A 22,992-nucleotide genomic window follows, 5' to 3' on the forward strand; every position below is an offset into this window, starting at 1 on the left:
TCAGCTCCTCCGGACGCGCGGGTCGAGCGCTGCGGTCATCACGTCGGCGAGGAAGCCCGCGATGAGCACCACCACCGAGGCGAAGAGTGTGTACGCGGTGACCGCGTTGACGTCGTTGCCCTGGACGGAGTCGATGAACCACGCGCCGAGGCCGTTCCACCCGAAGATCTTCTCGGTGAACGTCGCACCGGTGAGGATGCCGAGGAACCCGTAGGCGAACAGCGTCGTCATCGGGATGAGCGCTGTCCGGAGTCCGTGCTTGAACGTCGCCTGTCGCCTGGTCAGGCCCTTCGCACGTGCGGTGCGCAGGAAGTCCGATCCGAGCACGTCGAGCATCGTCGCACGCTGGTAGCGGCTGTAGATCGCGATGAGGCCGAGCGCGATCGAGATCGTGGGGAGCAACAGGTGCACCCCGCGGTCCACGAAGAGGTCCCACCACGTGCCGGTCAGCCCGGGTGTCGCCTCGCCGGTGAAGTTGATCAGCTGCTGCCCGGTGTCCTGGTTGAGCTTCGTCGCGCCGATCTTCAGGAACACCGCGGTCAGGAACACGGGCGTCGAGATCAGGAAGATCGAGATGATCGCGCTCACCCTGTCCGATATGCGGTACTGCCTGATCGCATTCCACACCCCGACCAGGACACCGATCACGATGCCGATCACCGACCCGACCAGGAGCAGCCGCAGACTGACGCCGAGCCGTGGCCAGAATGCGTCGTCCACGCTCCGGTCCTGGATGGTCTGCCCCAGGTCACCGTGGACCGCGTCGCCCAGCCAGTGGCCGTAGCGGACGATGATCGGCGTCTTGTCGTTCACGCCGATGTGGTCCAGTTTGGCGTCGATGACGGCCACGGGCGGGGCCGGATTGCGCTGCGCGTACACGGATCGTGGGCTGAAGGTCGCCGACGCAAGGAAGTACGTCAGCGACGTCGCGAGGAACACGAGCACGACGTAGTACACGATTCGACGCGCCAGGAAGCGGATCATGCGGAACACCCTACGGGTCGATTTGTTTCCGGGAGATGTCACAGACCGTCCGGCCGGGTAACGATTCATAGTTCGAAGACGAAATGTTCTGACGCCCCTGCTCGGGGGTCATAGTGTGTTCCACAACTTCACGAGGGGAAGAACATGTTGCACAAGAAAGTCCTCGCGACGACGGCGGTCCTCGCCGGCATCGCGCTGGCCGTGACCGGCTGCTCGGGCGGTGGCTCGACGGGATCGAGCTCGGACTCCGGCAAGAAGTCGCTGCCGTCGGCCGCCCAGATCAACGAGAAGCCCGTGTCGGACCTGCAGCAGGGCGGCACCGTCCGGCTGCCGATCTCGCAGTGGATCTCGCAGTGGAACTACTTCGAGCTCGACGGCACCCTGCAGGACGCCGCCGACATCGAGCAGGCAACGATGCCGCACACGTTCAACATCGACGCCGACGGCAAGCCGCAGCTCGACAAGAACACGCTCGAGTCCGCGAAGGTCACCAGCGAAGACCCGCTGACGATCACGTACACGGTGAACCCGAAAGCGCAGTGGAACGACGGCTCGCCGATCACGTGGAAGGACTTCGAGGCGCTCTGGAAGGCCAACAACGGCACCGACGAGAGCTACCAGATCGGTGACGACACCGGCTGGAAGGACATCGAGTCCGTCACGCAGGGCACTGACGAGCGCCAGGCGATCGTGAAGTACTCGACGCCGTTCTCGGACTGGAAGTCGCTCTTCAGCCCGCTCTACCCGGCGAGCGTCATCGGTACCCCCGACGGCTTCAACAACGGCTACAAGGACAAGGTCCCGCTGTCTGCCGGCCCCTACAAGGTCTCCAAGCTCGACGAGACCGCAGGCACCGTCACGCTCGTGCCCGACCCCAACTGGTGGGGTGACAAGCCGAAGCTCGACACCGTGATCTTCCGCTCGCTCGACGGCAACGCGGACATCGACGCCTACCTCAACAAGGAGCTCGACTCCGTGGCGGCCGGCACGTCGGACCGCTACGCCCGGGTCAAGGACGCGAAGAACACGAAGATCTACGCGTCCCAGTCCGCGTCGTACACGCACGTGGACTTCTCGACGCAGGGGCTCCTGAAGGACAAGAACCTGCGCCTCGCGATCCAGCACGCGGTGAACCGTGACTCGCTCGCCTCGGTCATCGGCGGCACCCTGCCCTACAAGCTGCCGGTGCTGAACAACCACGTGTTCCTCGCCACGGACGACGGGTACAAGGACAACTCCAGCCCGAACGGCACCTTCGACGTCGACAAGGCGAAGAAGATCCTCGACGACGACGGCTGGAAGACCGACGGCACGTACCGCAAGAAGGACGGCAAGAACCTGTCCATCTCGATCACGATCCCGTCCGGGGCGACGAGCTCGCAGAAGATGGCCGAGGTCATCCAGTCGCAGCTCAAGGACGTCGGCATCAAGCTGTCGATCAAGGCGGTGTCGAGTGACGACTTCTTCCCGCAGTACGTCACGCCGGGCAACTACGACATGACGATCTTCCTCTGGGGTGGCACCGGCTACCACGCCAGCGGCGCGAGCATCTTCATCACCGGCGACACCGGCCAGAACTACGGTCGCGTCGGAACGAAGTCGATCGACAAGCTCGTCAACCAGGCGATCGCCGAGACGGACGCCTCGAAGGCGAACGCCCTGTGGAACAAGGTCGACAAGCAGGTCTGGTCGATCGGACACTCGCTGCCCATCGTGCAGTCGCCGCGTGTCATCGCGCAGAACCCGAAGCTCGCCAACTACGGCGCACGCTCGGGCGCGATGGCCTACGACTGGACGAAGGTCGGCCTCACGAAGTAGTCGATCCGCACCAGGTCACAGCGGGGTCGAGCGCAGCAGCGCTCGGCCCCGCTGGCCGTTCCGACAGCAACCACCCGGACTCACAGCCCTCGCGCAGCGCGCCGAGGGCTCCCCCGCCCCCGTGCGCCGTACGTTGTGCACATGAGCATTCCCGCGGTCGGCGAACCTGCCCCGACCTTCACCCTGCCGGGCATGATCGTCCGCGACGGGGTGCGCACAGACGACGAGTACGATCTGTCGTCCGAGATCGGTCGCACGATCGTCCTCGCCTTCTACCCGGGCGATGCCACCCCCGTCTGCACCGCACAGCTCTGCAGCTACCAGGAGGAGCTCGACGACTTCGACGACCTCGGTGCCGTCGTCTGGGGCATCAGCCCGCAGGCGCTCGACTCGCACGAGGCCTTCGCCCGCGACTCCTCGCTCACCTTCCCGCTCCTCAGCGACACCGCAGGGACCGTCATCCGCGACTACGGGGTCCGCGCGCCGGGCCTCGGACTCCGACGCTCCGTGTTCGTCATCGGCCCGGACGGCATCGTCCGGTGGCGGCACATCGGGCTCGTCGGGCTCCGGTTCCCGAAGGCCTCCGTGATCCGCGCGGAGATCGAACAGCTCGTCCGGTAGGTACGTCCGCATCGGCTTTGCGCACGATCGGCGTGTCGGTTTCCTGATCATCTCGTCCCGGGGTATTGACACCCGAACTGGGGTCGGGGACCATCGTCGGTACGAGAGATCCGTCATGGATTTGCCTCCCCGGAACATCGGGTCGTCAGTTGGTACGCGCACGGCGTTTCACGCCCGCTCAACAGACGGTTCCGGGGAGGCACTCTCGCACCTCTCCTACGATGGAGCCGTGAGCGACTCCCCCGGACCCGAACCCGCGCGCATCGTCGCTCCCGGCATGCGGACGTTGGCCATCGTGCTCTGGGTCGTCGCCGTCGTCCTGCTCGTCCTCGGCTTCATCAGCCGTGGTGACACGTCGGTCCTCCTCGTGCCGATCCCGAGCATCTTCATCGCGTTCGTGGCCTGGGCTGCGCTCTGGCGTCCTCGGCTGCTGCTCACCCCCGATGCGCTCGTGGTCGTCGACGTCCGCCGCACCTCGACGTACGCCTGGCGACGCATCACCGGCGTCCGGACGAAGTACGGTCTCGAGATCCAGTCGAACGAGCCCGACCGTCGCACCTGGATCGCGCCGCGGCCGACGGCACGCTTGCGCGTGGACCGGACGGGAGGCTCGGTGCCGGTGACCGTCGACGGCGCGGCTGCCGAGGTGCTCGCGTTCGTCCCCGCGGCGGCTCCGCAGGACGGCCCGCCCCCGGCGACCGTCACCCCGCACCCGATCGTGCACCGTGTCCACGGGTGGACGATCCTCGCGGTCACGATCCTCGCAATCGCCGCGTCGATGGCCGCGGCACGCCTCTGACTTCACCCCGCCGGCGAGCGGGCGGGCACGCCGTCAGAGCGGGCGCTCCCGCGTGTGCGGGCGCTCCCGCATGTGCGGGCGCCCGCGTGTGTGCGGACGCCCGCGCGTGTGCGGGCGTTGAGTCGAGCGGGTGAAATACCCGGGTCGGTCCCACCCCAGACCCTGGCATTTCGCCCGCTCAGCCGCGCGCGGGGGCGCGTCCCACGGTGAGATCGCAGTTCGTGTCGCCTCGGCGGGCCCGAGGCGACACGAACTGCGATCTCATGCGGCGTCGATCCGGGTACGAGGCGGGCGCGACCGTTGCGCGGACGCGGGGCGGTCCTCCAGTTCGTGTCCACGGCCGAGCGGGCGGAACACCTGGGTGGGCGCTCGAGCCGACCACGGTATTTCGCCCGCTCGGCGAGGGCGAGGACCGCGCGGAGCACGCCCCGGCGTCGAGCGGGCGGAACACCCGGGTGGGCGCTCGAGCCGACCACGGTATTTCGCCCGCTCGGCGAGGGCCGGGCGAGGCGGGGCGGGCGGAAACGCGGAACGCGCCGCCCCCTCGGGGCGACGCGTTCCGTCTGCGGTGACCAGGCGGGTCAGCGTCCGAACTCGAACGAGGCGCCCGGGATCGCGGCCAGCAGGTCGCGGGTGTACTGCTCGCGCGGGTTGGCAAAGACCTCGTCGGTCGTCGCCTTCTCCACGATCTGTCCCTTGCGCATGACGCAGACGTTGTCCGCGACCAGGCGGACGACGGCGAGGTCGTGCGTGATGAACAGGTAGGTCAGGCCCAATTCCGACTGGAGCTCGGTGAGGAGCTCGAGGATCTGGCCCTGCACGAGCACGTCGAGCGCGGAGACCGCCTCGTCGAGCACGATGACCTCGGGCTTCAACGCGAGCGCACGGGCGACGGCGATGCGCTGCCGCTGACCGCCGGAGAGCTCGTTCGGGTAGCGGTTCACCATCGAGGACGGCAGCGCCACCTGGTCGAGGAGCTCGCGCACGCGGGCACGACGGGATGCCTTGTCGCCGACGCCGTGCGTGACGAGCGGCTCCGCGATGGTGTTCCCGACGTTGTACATCGGGTCGAGCGAGCCATACGGGTCCTGGAACACCGGCTGCACACGACGACGGAAGTCGAAGAGCTCCTTGCCCTTCAACGCACCGATGTCGGTGCCGTCGAACTGGACGGTGCCGCTCGTGATCCCCTCGAGCTGCAGCACGAGCTTGGCGACGGTCGACTTGCCCGAGCCGGACTCTCCGACGAGCGCCGTGGTGGTGCCCTTCGGGATCGAGAACGACACGTCGTCGACGGCCTTCAGCTCACGCGACGCGAGGTTCTTGCCGCGCAGCTTGTAGATCTTCTGCAAGTTCTTGACGACGATGAGGTCCTCGGCCGGCTGCGGCTGGTGCTCGCGCTCCTGGGCGCGTGCGATCAGTTCGTCGTCGTCGCTGCCGCTGTCCGAGATCGCGATGCTCTCGTGTTGCACCTTCGACTGGATGCGGCGGCTGGCGAGGGACGGCGCCGCGGCGACGAGTCGCTGCGTGTACGGGTGCTGCGGGTTGCCGAGGATCTCCTGCGACGGACCCGCCTCGACGACCTGCCCCTTGTACATCACGACGAGCTTCTCGGCACGCTCGGCGGCGAGGCCGAGGTCGTGCGTGATGAAGAGCACGCTGGTGCCGTAGTCGCGGGTCAGGGTCTCGAGGTGGTCGAGGATGACGCGCTGCACGGTCACGTCGAGCGCGCTCGTCGGCTCGTCGGCGATGAGCAGCTGCGGGTGGCTCGACAGGCCGATGCCGATGAGCACGCGCTGCCGCATGCCGCCGGAGAACTCGTGCGGGTACTGCTTGAGACGGTTCGCGGCGTCGCCGAGACCCGCTTCCTTCAGGACCTCGATCGCACGCTCGCGCACGGCCTTCTTGCCGGTGGCCATACCGTTCGCACGGATGGCCTCCTCGACCTGGAACCCGATGGTCCACAGCGGGTTGAGGTTCGACATCGGGTCCTGCGGGACGTAGCCGATCTCCTTGCCGCGGATCTCGGACATCTCCTTGTCGGAGAGGCCGACGAGCTCGCGACCGTTGAACTTGATCGACCCGCCGGTCACCTGGCCGGCACCGGGCAGCAGCTTGATGATCGCCTGGGCGCTCGTCGACTTGCCGGAACCGGACTCACCGACGATCGCGAGTCGCTCACCCTGCTCGAGGGTGAAATCGACACCGCGGACGGCCTGGACGAACCCGCTCTGGGTCTTGAAGCCGATCTCGAGACCGGAGATCTCGAGGAGCGGCGCGCCGTTCGCGTTGGCGCGACGCGCGGTCGGCTCGGTCAGCGTCTCGCTCATCGGCGGGCCCTCGCCTTCGGGTCGAGTGCGTCGCGGACCACGTCACCGAGGAGGAGGAACGCGAGCACGGTGATGGACAGGGCGAGCGACGGCCAGAAGATCGTCGACGGGTTGGTGCGGAGCGACGGCTGCGCGGCGTTGATGTCGTAGCCCCAGCTGAGCGACGACGGCGGCAGACCGATCCCGAGGAACGACAGGGTCGACTCGGCGACGATGAACGTGCCGAGCGAGACGGTCGCGACCACGATCACCGGGGCGATCGAGTTCGGGATGACGTGGCGGATCAGCGTCTTGAACCGGCTCACACCGAGCGCTGCCGATGCGGTGACGTAGTCCGCGTTCTTCGCGGACAGCACCGCACCGCGCATGATGCGGGCGATCTGTGGCCACGCGAACGCCGCGAGGACGAGTGCGACCGTCCACGGGCTGCGCTGCGGGATGCTCGACATGATCACGATCGCGCCGAGGACGGTCGGGATCGAGAAGAAGATGTCACCGATGCGGGACACCACGGAGTCGAGCCATCCGCCGTAGAAACCGGCGAGCGAGCCGACGATCACGCCGACGATGACCACGAGGATCGTCGCGACGAGGCCGACGAGCAGCGAGTTCTGCGTGCCGTAGATGACGCGGGAGTAGACGTCGCAGCCCTGACGGGTGTACCCGAGGATGTGGCCGGCGCTGCCGCCCTTCCCGGAGTTCGACAGGTCGCACGCACGCGGGTCGGCGTGCGCGAACACACCCGGCACCAGTGCGACGGCGATGATCAGGACGATCAGGACGCTCGACACCCAGAAGATCGGACGGACGCGCATGGAGTCCCATGCGTCGGTCCAGAGCGACCGGGTCTTCTCGTCTTCGTTGACGTTGTCGATCGCCTGAAGCGGCGTCTCCTCGAGCGGCGCGACGTAGTGCGTCGTCGAGCGCGATTCGGTGTTACTTGGCATAACGGATCCTCGGGTCCAGGACGGCGTACAGCAGGTCGACCAGGAGGTTGGCGAGCATGAAGATGATGACCATCACGGCGACGAACGACACGACGGTCGGGCCCTGGCCGAGCTTGACGGCCTGGTAGACCGTGCCGCCGACGCCGTGGATGTTGAAGATGCCCTCGGTCACGATCGCGCCGACCATCAGGTTGCCGATGTCGATGCCGAGGTAGGTGACCACCGGGATGAGCGAGTTCCGGAAGATGTGCACACCGATGACGCGGCGACGCGGGAGGCCCTTCGCCGTTGCGGTGCGCACGAAGTCGGCGCTCATGTTCTCGGCGACGCTGGCACGGGTGAGGCGCACGATGTAGGCGAACGACCCGGTCGCGAGGACGATCGCGGGGAGCACGAGCTCCGACCACGGCGCCTGACCGGAGACCGTCGCACGGAACAGCCCGAGCTGGATGCCGAGTCCGTACTGCAGGACGAATCCGATGACGAACACCGGGATCGAGATGAGGAACAGGCTGACGACGAGCGCGGTGGCGTCGAACAGCTTGCCCTTCCGGAGACCGGCGATGACACCGACGATGATGCCGGCGACCGACTCGAACACCAGCGCGAGGATCGCGAGGCGTGCCGTGATCGGGAACGCCTGCGCGAGCTGCTCGGTGACCGGGATGCCCGAGTACGTCACGCCGAGGTCGCCGCGGAACACGCCGCCGATCCACAGCAGGTACTGGACGATGAACGGCTTGTCGAGGTTGTACTGCGCGCGGATCTGTTCGATGACCTGGGGCGACGGCTGGTGGTCGCCGAAGAGCGCGGCGATGGGGTCTCCTGGGAGGAGGAACACCATCAGGTAGATGAGGAACGTGGCACCGAAGAACACGGGGATCAGCTGCAGGAGGCGCTTCCCGAGGTACCAGAGCATCAGATCTCCGCCTGGTTCGGAGCGAGCATGTGGATCACAGTCATTTCGTCGTGGGTGGACGTCGCGCGAGTTGACACGGCTGCCCGGCGCGGGAGGCGGCGCCCGCTTGGGTCGTGTGGGGAGGGTGTTGCCGCCGCGGTACGGGGGCCCGAGGACTGATCGTCCCCGAACCCCCGTCCGGTGGTGTTGCTGCTGATGCAGGATACCTGCGATCAGTTCGTTACTTCTTGACCTCGACGTCGTAGTAGAGCGGCACCGAGTCCCAGCCGAACTTGACGTTCGACACGTTGTCAGCGGACCACACACCGGTCACGTTCGAGTACCAGAGCGGGATCTCCGGCAGGTCCTTGAGCAGCAGCTCCTGGGCCTGGTCGAAGATCTTGTTGCCCGCCTCGACGCTGTCGGCCGACTGACCCTGCTTGAGCAGGTCGTTGAACTCAGCCGAGTCGTATCGCGAGTAGTTGTTCGACGAGCCCTCACCCATGGTCGGGCCGAGGAAGTTGTACAGCGACGGGTAGTCGGCCTGCCAACCGGTGCGGCTACCGCCCGTGAGCTTGTCGTTCGTCTGGACGTCCAGCGCTTCCTGGAAGGTCGGGTACGCCTTGCCCTCGGCCTTGATGCCCAGGGTGTTGGAGATGCTGTTCGTGACCGCGGTCACCCACGCCTCGTGCCCGCCGTCGGCGTTGTACGAGATGGTGAGGGTGTCGTTGTACGGCGAGATCTTGTCGGCCTCGGCCCAGAGCTTCTTCGCCTCGGACTTGTTGTAGTCCAGGACGTCGGAGCCCTTGAGGTCCTTCGACCAGCCGTCGATGACCGGCGAGGTGAAGTCGCTGGCCGGCGTACGGGTGCCGTCGAAGATCTTCGAGGTGATCTGCTTGCGGTTGATGGACATCGACACCGCCTCGCGACGGAGCTTGCCCTCCTCGCCCTTCCAGTGGTCGAGGTAGTAGGGCAGGTAGATGCCCTGGAAGATCGCGGCCGGCTGGTTCACGTTGGAGTCGGGGAAGTCCGACTTGTAGTTCGCGAACGCGCTGTCCGGCACGGCGTCGAGGATGTCGAGGTTGCCACCCTGCGCGTCGGAATACGCGGTGTCCTGCGAGGTGTAGAACGTGATCGTCAGACCGCCGTTCTTCGGCTTGCGCTTGCCCTCGTAGTCCTTGTTGGTGACGAGCTTGATGTCCGTGTTGTGCGTCCACGCGCTCTTGCTGGCCAGCTTGTACGGGCCGTTGCCGATCGGGTTCTCACCGAACGCCTTGGGGTCGTCGTAGAACGACGAGGGCAGCGGCACGAACGCCGAGTAGCCGAGGGACAGCGGGAAGTCCGACTGCGGGGACTTCAGCGTGACCGTGAACTCGTCGTCGCTCTTGACGTTGAGGCCCGTGAGCTTCGAGTCAGCGTCGGCGCTGTAGCCCTCGATGTTCTCGAAGTAGTAGCTCGCGCCCTGGGCGTTCGACTTCTGCGCCGCCCAGTTCCACGCCTTCGTGAAGGACTCGGCGGTGATCTTCTCGCCGTTCGTGAACTTCCAGCCCGTGTTGAGCTTGATGTCGAACGTCTTCGAGTCGTCGGTGGTGATGCTCTTCGCGACCTCGTTCACCGGCTTGCCGTCGGCGTCGTAGGAGCGGAGTCCCTCGAAGATCGAGTTGATGATCTTGCCACCACCGGTCTCGGTGGTGTTCGAGGGGATGAGCGGGTTCTGGGGCTCGCTGCCGTTGGTGGTGACGATGCCGTTCGCGTTCGTCGAGCCGGAGCCCGAGTTGCCGCCGCTACCACTGTTGCTGGAGCAGCCGGCCAGGGCGATTGCTGTGGCCCCGAGCACGGCGAGGGCTGCGAGCCCAGCGCGCTTCTTGATCAAGAGTTCCTCCTGGTGCATGGGACGCGCCCGGCACAGAGGTGTCGCCAGGCGCGTTTGACCTTTGCACTGTAGGCAGTGCGCTGAGAACCCGCCAAACCCTGGAACGAACGGTTACACGCTGGTAACCAACTTGCATGATCCTTGCGAGATGCTGCAAGATACGCGCGTTTCACGGCGCAACATGCTGGATTGTTGCATCTGCATCATCTTCGTTGCGCATCGGAACAGTTCCTCGCAGTGTGCCACCTCTTCGGGGGTCGTGTCACGGAGGCTCGTGTCCGCGTTTCGGCGGGCATGACACACCCGACCCCATGGGTGGGCTGTGCGGTGCCTGGACGCAATGATCCACCGCTTGGACGAATCGGACCGCTCCACAGTGGTTCAGGGGCGTGGTAGGGGGTTCGGGGCGGCGAGGTGGGGTGTGGTGGCGCGGACTCGGAACGACGCCCCGCACGCCGACGCACACCACACACGCACCGCACACGACGACGGCCCCGGAGCGAGATGCTCCGGGGCCGTCGTCACGCGCTGCGCAGGCGGCTCGCTAGGCGAACGCCTCCACCGGCGGGCACGCGCACACCAGGTTGCGGTCGCCGTACGCCTGGTCGATGCGACGCACCGGCGGCCAGTACTTCCGCTCGGCGATGCCGGGCAGCGGGTACACCGCCTGCTCCCGCGTGTAGGCGTGCGTCCACTCCCCCGAGATCACCGACGCAGCCGTGTGCGGCGCTCCGACGAGCGGGTTGTCGTCCGCCGGCCACTCCCCACGCTCGACCGCCCCGGCCTCGGCGCGGATGGCGAGCATCGCGTCGACGAAGCGGTCGAGTTCCGCGAGGTCCTCGCTCTCGGTCGGCTCCACCATGAGCGTGCCCGCGACCGGGAACGACATGGTCGGCGCGTGGAAGCCGTAGTCGACGAGGCGCTTGGCGACGTCGTCCACGGTGATGCCCGTGGCGTCCCTGAGCGGACGGAGGTCGAGGATGCACTCGTGTGCGACGAGCCCCGATTCGCCCGTGTAGAGCACCGGGAACGCGTCACGGAGCCGTGCCGCGATGTAGTTCGCCCCGAGCACGGCGGTCTCCGTCGCACGGGTGAGCCCCTCGAGCCCCATCATGCGGACGTACGACCACGTGATCGGCAGGATGCTCGGGCTGCCGTACGGCGCTGCCGAGACCGGGCCACCGGCATGCGCGAGCCGCTGGTTCGAAGACGACGTCGACCCGGGTCGGCGGTCGTCGTCCTGCGCGAACGGGTGCCCCGGCAGGAACGGCGCGAGGTGCGCCTTCGCCGCGACCGGCCCGACGCCGGGACCGCCACCACCGTGCGGGATGCAGAACGTCTTGTGCAGGTTCAGGTGCGAGACGTCCCCGCCGAAGTCTCCGAAGCGGGCGTGCCCGAGGAGCGCGTTGAGGTTCGCGCCGTCCACGTAGACCTGGCCGCCGGCATCGTGCACGGCGTCGCAGATGTCGCGGATGTCGTGCTCGTACACACCGTGGGTGGACGGGTACGTGATCATCAGCGCCGCGAGGGTGTCGGCGTGGTCGGCGACACGAGCACGGAGGTCGTCGAGGTCGACGTTCCCGTTCTCGTCGCACGCCACGACCACGACCTTCATGCCGGCGAGCACGGCGGACGCGGCGTTCGTGCCGTGCGCGCTCGACGGGATGAGGCACACGGTTCGCGCGTCGTCCCCGCGGGACCGGTGGTACCCGCGGATCGCGAGGAGCCCGGCGAGTTCGCCCTGGCTGCCGGCGTTCGGCTGGACGGAGACGGTGTCGTACCCGGTGACCTCGGCGAGCCAGGTCTCGAGGTCGCTGATCATCCCGAGGTAGCCCTCGACGTCGGAGCGCGGCGCGAACGGGTGGATGTTCGCGAACTCCGGCCACGTCACCGCGGCCATCTCGGTCGCCGCGTTGAGCTTCATCGTGCAGCTGCCGAGCGGGATCATGCCGCGGTCGAGCGCGTAGTCCTTGTCGGCGAGGTGCTTGAGGTACCGCATCATGCGGGTCTCGCTCCGGTGCGCGCTGAACACGGGGTGCGTCAGGTACTCGCTCTGCCGCAGCAGGCCGGACGCCAGGCCCGGGGTCGCGTCCGCCACGGCCGTCTCGACCGCTCGCTGGTCCGGTCCACTGCCCCCGGCCAGCAGCCCGGACAGCACACGGACGTCGTCGGGCGTGGTCGTCTCGTCGACGGAGACCAGGACGGTGTCCGCATCGACGAGGTGCAGCAGGTAGCCGGCAGCGTGGGCGGCGTCGACGAGCTCGCCGGCCCGTCCGGGTGCCCGGAGCGTCAGCGTGTCGAAGAACGCGTCGTGGACGACCTGCACATCGGCGGCCCGTGCGGCATCGGCCAGCGCCGACGTCGTGCGGGCGACGCGGTTCGCGATGAAGCGAAGGCCCTCCGGCCCGTGGTAGACCGCGTACATCGACGCCATGACGGCGAGGAGCACCTGCGCAGTGCAGATGTTCGACGTCGCCTTCTCGCGGCGGATGTGCTGCTCGCGGGTCTGCAGGCTGAGCCGGTAGGCCATGCCCCCTGCTGCGTCGAAGGACACCCCGACCAGCCGGCCGGGCAACTGTCGTTCGAGCCCGGCGCGGACGGCGAGGTACCCGGCGTGCGGGCCACCGAAGCCGAGCGGGACGCCGAAGCGCTGCGAGGTGCCGACGGCGACGTCCGCGCCGAGGTCCCCCGGGGACGCGAGGAGCGTCATCGCGAGCAGGTCGGCCGCGACGACGGCGATCCCGCCGCCCGCGTGCACTCGCTCGATCGTCGACGACGGGTCGACGACGTGCCCGGAGGCACCCGGGTACTGCAGCACGACGCCGAACGCACCGTCGAGCTGCTCGTCAGTGGGCCCGGACACGGCGTCGAACGCGCGCAGGGCGATCCCCACGGCGTCGGCACGGTGGTCGAGCAGCGCACGCGTCTGCGGCAGCAGGTCGGCGTCGACGAGGAACGCGTCACCCTTGACCTTCGACGCGCGGCGGGCGAGGAGCATGCCCTCCACCACGGCGGTGCCCTCGTCGAGCATCGAGGCGCCGGCCGTGGCCATGCCGGTGAGGTCGGCGACCATCGTCTGGAAGTTGATGAGCGCTTCGAGACGCCCCTGCGAGATCTCCGGCTGGTACGGCGTGTAGGCCGTGTACCAGCTCGGGTTCTCGAGCACGTTGCGCTGGATGACCGCCGGCGTGTGGGTGCCGTAGTAGCCGAGGCCGATCATCGCGCGCCGGACGGTGTTCTTCGCCGCCATCCCGCGGAGTTCGGCGAGCGCTTCGGTCTCACCGACGGCGGTCGGGATCGACGACGAGGACACCGGTTCGGCGTGGATCGACTCCGGGATCGCCGCGCGGACGAGGGCGTCGAGGGACGGCTGCCCGACGACGTCGAGCATGGTCCGCTGGTCGGCCGGGGTGGTCCCGATGTGCCGGTCGGCGAACGACGTCTGCAGGTTCAGGTCGGTGTCCGTCATGCGATGGACGCCCGGTACGTGTCGTGGTCCATGAGGTCTTCGGGGAAGTCCGTGCCCTCGACCTTGATCTTCACGAGCCAACCGGCTCCGAACGGGTCCTGGTTGACGGTGTCGGGCGCGTCGACGACGGCGTCGTTGACCTCGACGACCTCGCCCTCGATCGGCGCGAAGAGCTCGCCGACGCTCTTGGTCGACTCGATCTCGCCGAGCTGCTCACCGGCGGTGGTGGCGGTGCCGACGGCCGGCAGCTCGACGTAGACGACGTCACCGAGCTGTTCGGCGGCGTGGTCGGTGATGCCGACGGTGACGACGTCACCCTCGACGAGCAGCCACTCGTGGTCCTTGGTGTACTGCAGTGCGCTCTGGTCGGTCATGGGGATCAGCCTTTCGAAGGGCGACGGTAGAAGGGGAACGGGGTGACCGTGGCGGGGATGGCGGTGCCGCGGACGTCGATGTGGAGGACTTGTCCCTCGGTAGCGGCCGACGGTGCGACGAAGGCCATCGCGACCGGGTGGCCGAGCGTCGGGGAGAGCGCACCGGAGGTCACCGTGCCGACGACGTCCCCGTCGTGCAGCACCGGGTAGCCGGCACGAGCGGCTCGGCGTCCCTCCATCACGAGGCCGACGAGCACGGGCGCGTCGGACTCCGGCGAGACGCCGGACGCCCCGACGAACGAACCGGACGTTGCGACGACGCGACCGAGCCCGGCCTGCGCCGGACGGGTCGTCACGGTGAGCTCGTGGCCGTAGAGCGGCATCCCGGCCTCGAGCCGCAGGGTGTCCCGAGCCGCGAGTCCCGCGGGGACGACGCCGCGCGAGGACCCCGCGTCGAGCAGTGCGTCCCAGATCGCCGGGGCGACGTCAGGGTCGCTGTAGATCTCGAAGCCGTCCTCGCCGGTGTAGCCGGTGCGGGCGACGAGCACCGACGAACCGTCGAAGGTCGCGTGCAGCGCCCGGTAGTAGCGGAGCTCGTCGAGCGGTGACTCGGGCTGCAGCCGGTCCTCGACGACCAGGGCGTCGAGCGTCCCGGCGGCGGCCGGCCCCTGCACCGCGACGAGTGCCGTGGTGTCGGAGTCGTCGCTGACCTGCACGTCGAAGCCGTCGGCGCGCGCCTGCAGGGCCGACACGGCGACCTCACGGTTCGCGGCGTTGGCGACGACGAGGTAGGTGTCGTCGTCCGTCCGGTACACGACGAGGTCGTCGAGGATCCCGCCGGTCTCCTCGAGCAGGAGCGAGTACTTCGCCCGGCCGACGGTCATCGCGCCGAACGCACCGGCGAGCGCGTGGTCGAGGAACGCCACGGCGTCGGGTCCCGAGACGCCGATCTCCGCCATGTGCGAGAGGTCGAAGACGCCGGCGGCCTGGCGCACGGCGTGGTGTTCGGCGAGGTCGGACGAGTAGCGCACGGGCATGCGGTACCCGGCGAAGTCGGTGAAGGTCGCGCCGGCCGCTTCGTGCGCGGCTTCCAGCGGCGACGAACGCAACGGCGACGATGACGACGAAGAAGGATCTGACATGCGGAGTTCTCCCGAGGTCGGGCAGCACCCGACGACGATCGCCGGGCACGAACTCCCCCTCTGTCATGGGCCTGAGAGTTTCACCGCGGCCCGTGAGGTCCGTCGGCTTTCACCGTGGGCGAGCCGTTCCGCACCCGGAGGGTGTCGGAGCGTCTGCTTTTCAGAGTGGCCTGTCCGCTGCGGTGTTGGACCTGAGAGATTGGCGGGGAGGATGCTCCTTCGGTGTCGCACGACCACCGACGAGCGGTGGCCGGCACGACGTCTCCCGCGGCGGGTGGTCGGCCTCGATGTTCTGTTGTCAGCGGGAAGCTTACCGAGATCGCGTTACGGGCATGTGACACGTGCCACCCACCTCTTCGACATCTCGTAGAGTGGCCTGGTGGCAGGACAGAGGCAGCGCCCCCGCGGGCAGCTCGAGCAGGCGGTGCTCGACGCGCTCTGGTCCGCCGACGACTCCGGTCTCACCGCACGACAGGTGCTCGACGCCTTCCCGGAGCCCCGCCCCGCGCTGACGACCGTCCTCACCGTGCTCGACCGGCTCGGCCGCAAGGGCACGGTCGAGCGGCAGCAGCACACCGAGGCCCCCCTGACCTTCCGCGCCACGCACAGCAGGGAGGAGCAGACCGCGTCGCTCATGTCGACCGCGCTCGCAGCGGCGTCCGACCGCGAAGCCGCACTGCTGCAGTTCACCGGTTCACTCGCCTCCGACGACCTCGACGTCATCCGCCGGGCACTCGACGCCCGCGCCCGTTCCTGACGACGAGCCAGAACACGACGAGCCAGAACACGACGAGCATGGCGACGACGACGTGGTGATCACCGGCATCGTGCTCATCGTGCTGGCGTTGGCCGTCGTGGTCGTCGCGCCCCGCATCCTGACCCGCTCCGCCTGGACGATCGACCGCCCCCGCACCGCGCTCCTGAGCTGGTCCGTCGCTGTGCTCCTCGGCGCACTCGGGTTCGTCGCCGGCATCGCCCTCGTCGTGCTCGCGAACCGCCCGATCACGTTCGGCGACTCACCGACGCACGGCCTCAACATCGGGGTCGCGGTGCTCGCCGTGCTCGCCTTCGTCGTCGCGGTCCGGGTCCGGCCGGGTCCCGAGCACCAGGCCGTCCGCGAGGCGATGCGGTCCGGCGTCGCCCCGCACCGCGAGATCGACGGCACGCTCGTCGCGGTCGTCGAGGCGGAGCACGCGCTCGCCTGCGCCGTCCCCGGCCGGAGCGGCGGGGTGCTGGTCAGCACCGGCCTCGCAGACCGGTTGCGGACCGACGAACTGGAGGCCGTGGTCGCCCACGAACGCGCCCACCTGCAGCAGCGCCACGCGGCCGTCGTCGCGGTCGCCGAATCGATCGAGCGTGCGGTCCCGTGGATCCCCGGTGCGCGCGCGATGGCGCGCTCGACACGGGTCCTCGTCGAGTTCGCCGCGGACGACGCGGCCGCGCGCCGTACCGGACGCGACGCGGTGCGTCGAGCCGTCCTGGTGGCGGACGAGACGAGCGCGCTCGCGGTGATCCGGGCCTCCCGGCTGGGCTGACGGACCATCTGTCGGAGGCGAGGCATAGGGTGTTTGCACCGTGAAACCACTGACCGAAGCAGACATCCGATCGTCGTTCGTCAACGCCACCCCGGACGAGCTCGCCCAGCTCCCGATCCCGGGGCTGCACGAGATGCTCTGGGACGAGCGCGAGTTCCTCGGCTGGCGCGACCCCCAGGCGGCCCGGCGCGGGTACATCGTGTCCTGGATCGACGGTGTCGCCGTCGGGATCGTGGTGCGCTCGGCCGGCGGATCACTCCGCCCGGGCATCGCCGCGATGTGCTCGTTCTGCCACTCGCCGCAGCCGGCCACGCAAGTCCGCCTGTTCTCGGCGGCGCGCGCCGGTGAGTCCGGCCGCAACGGCAACACCATCGGGTCCTACGTCTGCGAGGACCTCGGGTGCTCGATGCTCATCCGCACCGCTCCCCCGCACCTCAATCCACCGGCCACCATCGCCATGCGGGGCGAAGCACTCCTGCAGCGCGTGCAGAACTTCACGGCCGACATCATGAAGACGGCGTGACGCGGTTCCCCACTGCACGGTGGGTCGTCGTCGAGGAACAGGGCGACGGACGCTGGCGGCTGACGGTCCGCGACGAGGCCGATGACGAGCTCGGCGCCTTCGGCTTGGGCGTCGAAGGCCCGTGGTACCCCGACGTCGAACCGCACGTGTCGTTCGTGCTCGTGCAGCTCGGCCTCGGGCTGCGCGGCTCGCGACCGTGGCGACAGGACGAGCTCGGCGACCAGCGGGCACCGGTGCTGCCGCTGGAGTAGGCGGCTCGGTCAGTCGGCCGCTGCGACGAAGTTCCGGAGGATCTCGCGGTCGTCGTCGGTCCGGACCGCCCAGCGCAGCTCGCTGCGGTGGTCGCTCGTGAGCGGCAGCAGCACGACGGTGTCCGGGGCCGCGAGCGTCGCACTCGCCGGCGCGATCGTGACGCCGAGCCCGGCACCGACGAGGTGCAGCACGGTGGCCCAGGTCGTCGCCTCCTGCACGACCGTTGGATGCTTCGCACCCTGCACCACCGGGGCGAGGTTCCGCTCGGTCGCGACCGCGCCCGCCTTGGCGGGGAAGAACACGAACGGGTCGTCGACGAGCTCGGTGCCGTCGATCTCCGCGCGCTCGGCGAACCGGTGGTGCCGCGGGACGGCCGCGACGAACCGCTCGCTCCGGAACGGCGTGGTCCGCACGCCGTCCGTCGGGTCCGGGTCGCGCACGATCGCCAGGTCGAGCTCGCCGCGGACGATGCGCGCGAGCAGCTGCGATGTGTAGCCCTCTGTGAGTTCGACGCGGACCAGGGGGTAGCGCTCCCGGAACCGCTGCACGCGTTCGATCGGACCGAGCGGCAGCGCCGAGACCACGAACCCCACGTCGAGGCGCCCGGCTTCACCACGTCCGACGCGCACCGTCTCGTCGAGGTCCCGCGCGGCCTGGGCCAGGAGCGACCGCGCACGACCCTGCAGAGCACGACCGGCCGGCGTGAGCGCGACGCTCCGCGAGGTCCGCGCGAAGAGGTCCACGCCGAGCGCGCGTTCGGTCCGGCGGATCTGCTGGGAGAGCGCGGGCTGCGCGATGTGCAGGGCCTCGGCGGCGCGGCCGAAGTGCAGTTCGTCGGCGACCGCCAGGAACGCCCGGAGCTGCCGGAGGTCGACGTCGTGATCCATGCATCCAGCGTATCGATCGACGCGAACGAGTATTGGACTCTTCTCGGGGTCGGTCCGAGGATGGAGCCATGCCCGACACCGCCGACATCACCATCGCCGACCTCGCCACCCCCGCGGACGCCGAGGCGTTCCGCGTGCTCAACGAGGCGTGGATCACCCGCTTCTTCGCGCTCGAGGACGAGGACCGCAAGTACCTCGGCGACCCCGTGGGGCGCATCGTCGAACCCGGCGGCGCCGTGCTCGTCGCGCGCCTCGCCGACGGCATCGTCGTCGGCTGCATCGGGATGGCGCCGGTGAGCCCCGGGGTGTTCGAACTCGTCAAGATGGCGGTCGCACCGGACCACCAGGGGCACGGCACCGGTCGACGACTCATCGAGACGGCGATCGACCGCGCCCGCAGGCTCGGCGCGACACGCGTGGTGCTCGAGAGCAACGCCGACCTCGCCAGCGCCGTGCACCTCTACGAGACCACCGGGTTCCGGCACCTCGGCGCGGACGAGCACGAACCGAGCCCCTACACCCGCGCGAACGTCCACATGGCGCTCGACCTGGTCTGACGGCCGGCCTGACCCCGGCGGGGCGCACGTCCTAGGGTGTTGCGCATGGGGATCATCGGGGTGGTGCTGTTCGCGATCGCAGGGTTCGCGCTGACCAACGGCATGCCGCACTTCGTGGCGGGGCTCGGCGGACGCGTGTTCCGCACGCCGTTCGGGCGGTACTCGTCGCCGCGCACCAACGTGGCGTGGGGCATGACCAACTTCGTCATCGCGATCGGCCTGCTCTTCGGACGCTCGGCCGTGGTCGACCCGACGACCGGGGACATCGTGTGGTTCGTCGTCGGGGCGCTGCTCTGCATCCTGTCGTTCGCCTTCGGGGCCAAGGGGTTCTTCGACGACCGGGACGCACGACCCGGCGGATCGGGTCGTGCCCCCGACGGATCGCGTCGAGGTCCTGACGGATCGCGGGACGCTGCCGACAGTGCCTGACGCCATGCGCATCCACGAACGCACCGACGCCGACCTCGACACGTTGGTCGAGGTGCTCTGGCGCGTGCACACGGACGGCTACCCGGCGACCTGGCCGGACGACCCACGCGCCTGGCTCTCCCCGGAGGGGCTCCTCGCCGCCTGGGTCGCGGTCGACGACGGCCGGGTCGTCGGACACGTCGGCATCGCCGTGTCCGGACCAGGTCGGATGCCGTCGGTCACGCGACTCTTCGTCGACCCGGAGCACCGATGCCGAGGGCTCGCGGACGACCTGCTCGCTGCGGCGGAACACGGCGCACCCGGCACCCACGTGCGGCTCGACGTCACCGAGGAGACGCCAGGGGCGTGGCGACTGTACGAGCGCCGCGGATGGCGCCTCACGGGCACCGGGCCGGCCGACTGGTCGAAGCCCTCCGGCGAGACGCCGATGCTCCGCTACTACGCCAAGCGCGTCGGCTGAGCAGCGTCGAGCGCGTCGGCTGAGCGCCGCCGGGCGCGCTTGCTACGCTCGCGGCATGGCGACGCACGAGGTCCAGGCGGTCCGGGACAAGGGCATGTGGCAGGTGTTCATCGACGGGTTCCTCGTCACCGAGGTCTCCCGCTGGGGCTCCGTCGGGTTCGTCGCCCGGGAATGGGTCGCCATGACCGAGGAGATCCCCTCCAGCGAGGTCGACCTCACGATCCGCGTCGTCGGCCGGAACCAGTACATCGACGCGTGAACCATCAGCGGGCGGCTGCGACCAGCTGCTGCGCGCGCTGATGTGACACCTGCAGGAGCGGCCCGATCTCGCGGACGGTGAGCCCCGATTCGTGCAGGACGAGCGCCGCCGCCGCGGTCTCCTGGCCCGCCTGGACGCGAGCACGCTCCGACTCAGCACGCAGGACCCTTGCTCGATCAAGGTGTGCCCGCGCCGCTGCGGGCATTGCCACGTCGAGGTCGAGTTCGAACGATTCGGTCGCCCGTTCGTACGTCAGCGAGAGCCAGTCACGGGCCATCTCCTCGATCTCACGATGACGTTTCGCCTGCGTTCGGGGCTCCCCATCGATCCAGATCACCCAGTACTTGTCGTTGCGCTCGGCGCGCACGGTGTGACGGCTCATTGCCGTTCGCCTCCTTCTCGCTCACAGTCCCGGATGATCGCACGCGCCGTTCGTTCGTCGACCTCACGGTGACGCGGGATCACGACCGGTTGCTGTCCGAACCGGTACAGGTCGTGTCGCCCACCGTGACGGCGGAACGAGAACTCGACGCGTTCCGCCGCGGCCAACTCGCGCAGCCGGGCGATGAGGACCTTGCGCTTCACGCTACGCGTCTAATCAGAGCTAGGCAACACTGCCTATCGATTGTGGACAACATGTTCTCGATGCGGTGCATCCAGCGACGATGGCGAACCGACCGACCATGATCGACTCACTTCGTGGAACTGTGAACCGTTCGGCGAACCCGGACAGTGTGGAGGGATGCACTCCGACCACGACACCGGCACGATGGTGGACATGAGCACCACCTCGTTCGACCAGCTCGTCGCCATCGGCGAAGCCGCCGACGTCACCGGGTGGGACTTCTCCTGGCTCGACGGCCGTGCGACCGAGGAACGCCCGCCGTGGGGCTACGCAGCGCTGCTCGGCCGTCGGCTCGGAGCGCTCAGGACCGGCGCCGCGTCCCTGGACGTCCAGACCGGCGGCGGTGAGGTCCTCGCCGAAGCGCCGTCGTTCCCGGCGACCGCCGTCGCGACCGAGTCCTGGCCGCCCAACGTCGCCGCCGCGACGAAGCTCCTCCACCCGCGCGGCGTGGTCGTCGTCGCCGACCCGGACGAGCCTCCGCTCCCGTTCGCCGACGGCGCGTTCGACCTGGTCACCAGCCGACACCCGGCGACGATCCACTGGGACGAGATCGCCCGCGTGCTCACTCCCGGCGGCAGCTACCTCGCGCAGCACGTCGGTCCTGCGAGCGTGTTCGAGCTCATCGAGTTCTTCCTCGGGCCGAAGCCCGTCGAGCGCCGCGGACGGCACCACGACGACGAGGCCGATGCCGCACGGGCCGCCGGACTCGAGGTCGTCGACCTCCGCACGGCGCGCACCCGCATCGAGATCCACGACGTCGCCGCGGTGGTCTACCTGCTGCGCAAGGTGATCTGGTGGGTGCCGGACTTCACGGTCGAGCGCTACCGCGACCGGCTGCGCGACCTGCACGCGCAGATCGCTGCCGACGGGCCCTTCGTCGCGTACTCGTCACGCCACCTGATCGAGGCGCGCAAGCCCGCGTAGTGCGACAAGCCCGCGTAGTGCGACAAGGGCCCGCGCCGCTCACGCGACGTGCCAGACCACGCCCTCCTGCGCACTCGACGGGTACGCCGCCGCGATCCGCAGCACCGCCTCGCGCAGGGTGTCCGGCGAACACGCCAGGTTGATTCGGGCGAACCCGCGCCCCTCGGACCCGAACGGCACGCCGGAGTTCAGCGCCACGAAGGCGTGCTCCCGGAGCTGCACGGCCGGGTCGTCCCCGAGGCCGATCCCCCGGAAGTCGAGCCACGCCAGGTAGCCGGCACGCGGCCGCGAGTACACGACCCCCGGCAGGTGCTCGGCGAGGAGCTTCGCGAGCAACCGGTCGTTCGCGACGATCCGGTCGATGACGTCGTCGAGCCACCCCACCGCGAGCGAGAACGCCGCGAGGTTCGCGTGCAACCCGAGGATGCTCGTCCGGCACGCGACCTCTTCCCACAGGGTGTCGAGCAGTGCCGCGGTCCGGTCGTCTCCGGCGACGATGACGGAGCACTTCACCCCGGCGAGGTTCCATCCCTTGCTCGCGCTCGTGACACAGACGCTGCGCGCTCCGACGGACGACGCGATCGCGGCGAACGGGGTGAACTGCACGCCCGGGTGGGTCAGCGGTGCGTGGATCTCGTCGGAGATGACGAGCACGTCGTACTCCGCGGCGAGCGCCGCCAGCGCGAGCAGGTCGGCACGATCGTGCACGAGCCCGATGGGGTTGTGCGGGTTGCAGAGCAGGAACACCCGGACCCCGGATGCGAAGGCGCGCTCGAGGCCCTCGAGGTCGAGTCGGTAGACACCCCACTGCTCGGCGAGCGGGACCTCTTCCACCTGACATCGGGCCTCTTCGACGAGCTCGAAGAACGGCGGGTACACCGGCGGGGTGATCGCGACGCGGCCGCCGTCGGGCAGCGCGAGCCGCAGCGTCTCGACGATCCCGACGCTGACGTCGGTGGCCAGGTAGACGCGCGCCGGGTCGACCTCCCATGCCCAGCGCTCGCGGGCGAAGGACGCGAACGCCGGTGCCAGCGGCCCGGGTCCGTCCAGGTAGCCCAGGTCCGACTGCTGCACGCGTTCGACGAGCGCCTGCCGGATCTCCGGCGCGACCTCGTGGTCCATCTCGGCGACGAACAGGGGCAGCACGTCTGGCGCGTACCGCGTCCACTTGATGCTCGTGCGGACTCCGCGGAGCGTGCCGACCGGGTCTTCCTCGTCGCTCGCCATCCCCTCATGGTGCACCGGACAGGAGGCTCGGCGCGAGTCCGTCCGTCATCTCGCGTCGT

The 22,992-nt window shown here is 69.0% G+C and carries 24 protein-coding genes and 1 riboswitch; of the genes, 12 read left to right on the forward strand and 12 right to left on the reverse strand.

The window, feature by feature from the left end; genetic code table 11:
- Positions 1 to 984, reverse strand: a complete 984-nt coding sequence (locus ACO0E1_RS04200) for an ABC transporter permease (RefSeq protein ID WP_281267193.1) — start codon at positions 982 to 984, stop codon at positions 1 to 3.
- 144 nt (positions 985 to 1,128) lie between these two features.
- Here ACO0E1_RS04200 and ACO0E1_RS04205 point away from each other — a divergent pair, with 144 nt between their 5' ends.
- From ACO0E1_RS04205 to ACO0E1_RS04215, 3 genes are all read left to right on the forward strand, one after another.
- Positions 1,129 to 2,802 (forward strand): ABC transporter family substrate-binding protein, encoded by a 1,674-nt coding sequence (locus ACO0E1_RS04205; protein ID WP_422873031.1) that lies wholly within the window; start codon positions 1,129 to 1,131, stop codon positions 2,800 to 2,802.
- 141 nt (positions 2,803 to 2,943) lie between these two features.
- On the forward strand, positions 2,944 to 3,423 hold the full coding sequence (locus ACO0E1_RS04210) for a peroxiredoxin (protein ID WP_422873032.1): 480 nt from the start codon (positions 2,944 to 2,946) through the stop codon (positions 3,421 to 3,423).
- A 229-nt stretch (positions 3,424 to 3,652) separates the two neighbouring features.
- A complete protein-coding gene (locus tag ACO0E1_RS04215; RefSeq protein ID WP_422873033.1) occupies positions 3,653 to 4,222 on the forward strand; it encodes a PH domain-containing protein in 570 nt (189 codons plus the stop codon).
- A gap of 581 nt (positions 4,223 to 4,803) precedes the next feature.
- On the opposite strand, the gene ACO0E1_RS04220 is transcribed toward ACO0E1_RS04215, so the two are convergent.
- From ACO0E1_RS04220 to gcvT, 7 genes are all read right to left on the reverse strand, one after another.
- Positions 4,804 to 6,552 carry a dipeptide ABC transporter ATP-binding protein gene (locus tag ACO0E1_RS04220; RefSeq protein WP_422873034.1) on the reverse strand — a complete coding sequence of 583 codons (1,749 nt, stop codon included), beginning with the start codon at positions 6,550 to 6,552 and terminating at the stop codon, positions 4,804 to 4,806.
- Complete coding sequence (locus ACO0E1_RS04225; protein ID WP_422873035.1) at positions 6,549 to 7,499, reverse strand: ABC transporter permease; 951 nt, start codon at positions 7,497 to 7,499, stop codon at positions 6,549 to 6,551. Before ACO0E1_RS04225 ends, ACO0E1_RS04220 begins: the two co-directional genes overlap by 4 nt.
- The gene (locus tag ACO0E1_RS04230; RefSeq protein ID WP_281267187.1) at positions 7,489 to 8,418 is read right to left on the reverse strand and encodes an ABC transporter permease; all 930 of its coding nucleotides are present in this window, start codon (positions 8,416 to 8,418) and stop codon (positions 7,489 to 7,491) included. Before ACO0E1_RS04230 ends, ACO0E1_RS04225 begins: the two co-directional genes overlap by 11 nt.
- A 220-nt stretch (positions 8,419 to 8,638) precedes the next feature.
- On the reverse strand, positions 8,639 to 10,270 hold the full coding sequence (locus tag ACO0E1_RS04235; RefSeq protein ID WP_422873036.1) for a peptide ABC transporter substrate-binding protein: 1,632 nt from the start codon (positions 10,268 to 10,270) through the stop codon (positions 8,639 to 8,641).
- Between the two features lie 544 nt (positions 10,271 to 10,814).
- Positions 10,815 to 13,739, reverse strand: a complete 2,925-nt coding sequence (gcvP, locus tag ACO0E1_RS04240; RefSeq protein WP_422873037.1) for an aminomethyl-transferring glycine dehydrogenase — start codon at positions 13,737 to 13,739, stop codon at positions 10,815 to 10,817.
- Positions 13,736 to 14,113: a glycine cleavage system protein GcvH gene (gene gcvH / locus ACO0E1_RS04245; RefSeq protein WP_281267184.1), complete on the reverse strand. Its 378-nt coding sequence runs from the start codon at positions 14,111 to 14,113 to the stop codon at positions 13,736 to 13,738. Before gcvH ends, gcvP begins: the two co-directional genes overlap by 4 nt.
- 5 nt (positions 14,114 to 14,118) lie before the next feature.
- On the reverse strand, positions 14,119 to 15,255 hold the full coding sequence (gcvT, locus tag ACO0E1_RS04250) for a glycine cleavage system aminomethyltransferase GcvT (RefSeq protein ID WP_422873038.1): 1,137 nt from the start codon (positions 15,253 to 15,255) through the stop codon (positions 14,119 to 14,121).
- A 170-nt stretch (positions 15,256 to 15,425) separates the two neighbouring features.
- Positions 15,426 to 15,533, reverse strand: a riboswitch (glycine riboswitch).
- 101 nt (positions 15,534 to 15,634) lie between these two features.
- Here gcvT and ACO0E1_RS04255 point away from each other — a divergent pair.
- From ACO0E1_RS04255 to ACO0E1_RS04270, 4 genes are read left to right on the forward strand one after another with little or no spacing between them, the layout of a single operon-like run.
- On the forward strand, positions 15,635 to 16,012 hold the full coding sequence (locus ACO0E1_RS04255) for a BlaI/MecI/CopY family transcriptional regulator (protein WP_281267182.1): 378 nt from the start codon (positions 15,635 to 15,637) through the stop codon (positions 16,010 to 16,012).
- A 55-nt stretch (positions 16,013 to 16,067) separates the two neighbouring features.
- Positions 16,068 to 16,790 (forward strand): M56 family metallopeptidase, encoded by a 723-nt coding sequence (locus ACO0E1_RS04260; RefSeq protein WP_422873039.1) that lies wholly within the window; start codon positions 16,068 to 16,070, stop codon positions 16,788 to 16,790.
- Positions 16,791 to 16,830: 40 nt separating this feature from the next.
- A complete protein-coding gene (locus ACO0E1_RS04265; RefSeq protein ID WP_422873040.1) occupies positions 16,831 to 17,313 on the forward strand; it encodes an FBP domain-containing protein in 483 nt (160 codons plus the stop codon).
- Positions 17,310 to 17,564, forward strand: a complete 255-nt coding sequence (locus ACO0E1_RS04270) for a hypothetical protein (RefSeq protein WP_422873041.1) — start codon at positions 17,310 to 17,312, stop codon at positions 17,562 to 17,564. The genes ACO0E1_RS04265 and ACO0E1_RS04270 overlap by 4 nt, the downstream gene beginning before the upstream one ends.
- A 9-nt stretch (positions 17,565 to 17,573) precedes the next feature.
- Here ACO0E1_RS04270 and ACO0E1_RS04275 read toward each other — a convergent pair whose 3' ends face one another.
- Positions 17,574 to 18,452 carry a LysR substrate-binding domain-containing protein gene (locus ACO0E1_RS04275; protein ID WP_422873042.1) on the reverse strand — a complete coding sequence of 293 codons (879 nt, stop codon included), beginning with the start codon at positions 18,450 to 18,452 and terminating at the stop codon, positions 17,574 to 17,576.
- 68 nt (positions 18,453 to 18,520) lie between these two features.
- On the opposite strand from ACO0E1_RS04275, the gene ACO0E1_RS04280 reads away from it, so the two are divergent.
- From ACO0E1_RS04280 to ACO0E1_RS04295, 4 genes are read left to right on the forward strand one after another with little or no spacing between them, the layout of a single operon-like run.
- The gene (locus ACO0E1_RS04280) at positions 18,521 to 19,009 is read left to right on the forward strand and encodes a GNAT family N-acetyltransferase (protein ID WP_422873043.1); all 489 of its coding nucleotides are present in this window, start codon (positions 18,521 to 18,523) and stop codon (positions 19,007 to 19,009) included.
- Between the two features lie 45 nt (positions 19,010 to 19,054).
- Entirely contained in the window at positions 19,055 to 19,438 is a 384-nt protein-coding gene (locus ACO0E1_RS04285; RefSeq protein ID WP_422873044.1) for a hypothetical protein, read from the forward strand.
- Positions 19,439 to 19,442: 4 nt separating this feature from the next.
- On the forward strand, positions 19,443 to 19,898 hold the full coding sequence (locus tag ACO0E1_RS04290) for a GNAT family N-acetyltransferase (RefSeq protein ID WP_422873045.1): 456 nt from the start codon (positions 19,443 to 19,445) through the stop codon (positions 19,896 to 19,898).
- 55 nt (positions 19,899 to 19,953) lie between these two features.
- A complete protein-coding gene (locus ACO0E1_RS04295; protein ID WP_422873046.1) occupies positions 19,954 to 20,157 on the forward strand; it encodes a hypothetical protein in 204 nt (67 codons plus the stop codon).
- Positions 20,158 to 20,161: 4 nt separating this feature from the next.
- Here the strand turns inward: ACO0E1_RS04295 and ACO0E1_RS04300 are convergent, their stop codons facing one another.
- Both ACO0E1_RS04300 and ACO0E1_RS04305 read right to left on the reverse strand, forming a co-directional pair.
- Positions 20,162 to 20,539, reverse strand: a complete 378-nt coding sequence (locus tag ACO0E1_RS04300; RefSeq protein ID WP_422873047.1) for a hypothetical protein — start codon at positions 20,537 to 20,539, stop codon at positions 20,162 to 20,164.
- The gene (locus tag ACO0E1_RS04305; protein WP_422873048.1) at positions 20,536 to 20,742 is read right to left on the reverse strand and encodes a hypothetical protein; all 207 of its coding nucleotides are present in this window, start codon (positions 20,740 to 20,742) and stop codon (positions 20,536 to 20,538) included. The genes ACO0E1_RS04300 and ACO0E1_RS04305 overlap by 4 nt, the downstream gene beginning before the upstream one ends.
- Positions 20,743 to 20,935: 193 nt before the next feature.
- On the opposite strand from ACO0E1_RS04305, the gene ACO0E1_RS04310 reads away from it, so the two are divergent.
- Positions 20,936 to 21,706 (forward strand): class I SAM-dependent methyltransferase, encoded by a 771-nt coding sequence (locus ACO0E1_RS04310; protein WP_422873049.1) that lies wholly within the window; start codon positions 20,936 to 20,938, stop codon positions 21,704 to 21,706.
- A 39-nt stretch (positions 21,707 to 21,745) separates the two neighbouring features.
- On the opposite strand, the gene ACO0E1_RS04315 is transcribed toward ACO0E1_RS04310, so the two are convergent.
- On the reverse strand, positions 21,746 to 22,933 hold the full coding sequence (locus ACO0E1_RS04315; RefSeq protein ID WP_422873050.1) for a MalY/PatB family protein: 1,188 nt from the start codon (positions 22,931 to 22,933) through the stop codon (positions 21,746 to 21,748).
- Between the last annotated feature and the right edge of the window lie 59 nt (positions 22,934 to 22,992).

The sequence above is a fragment of the Curtobacterium guangdongense genome (genome assembly GCF_049341845.1).
Lineage (GTDB): Bacteria > Actinomycetota > Actinomycetes > Actinomycetales > Microbacteriaceae > Curtobacterium > Curtobacterium guangdongense.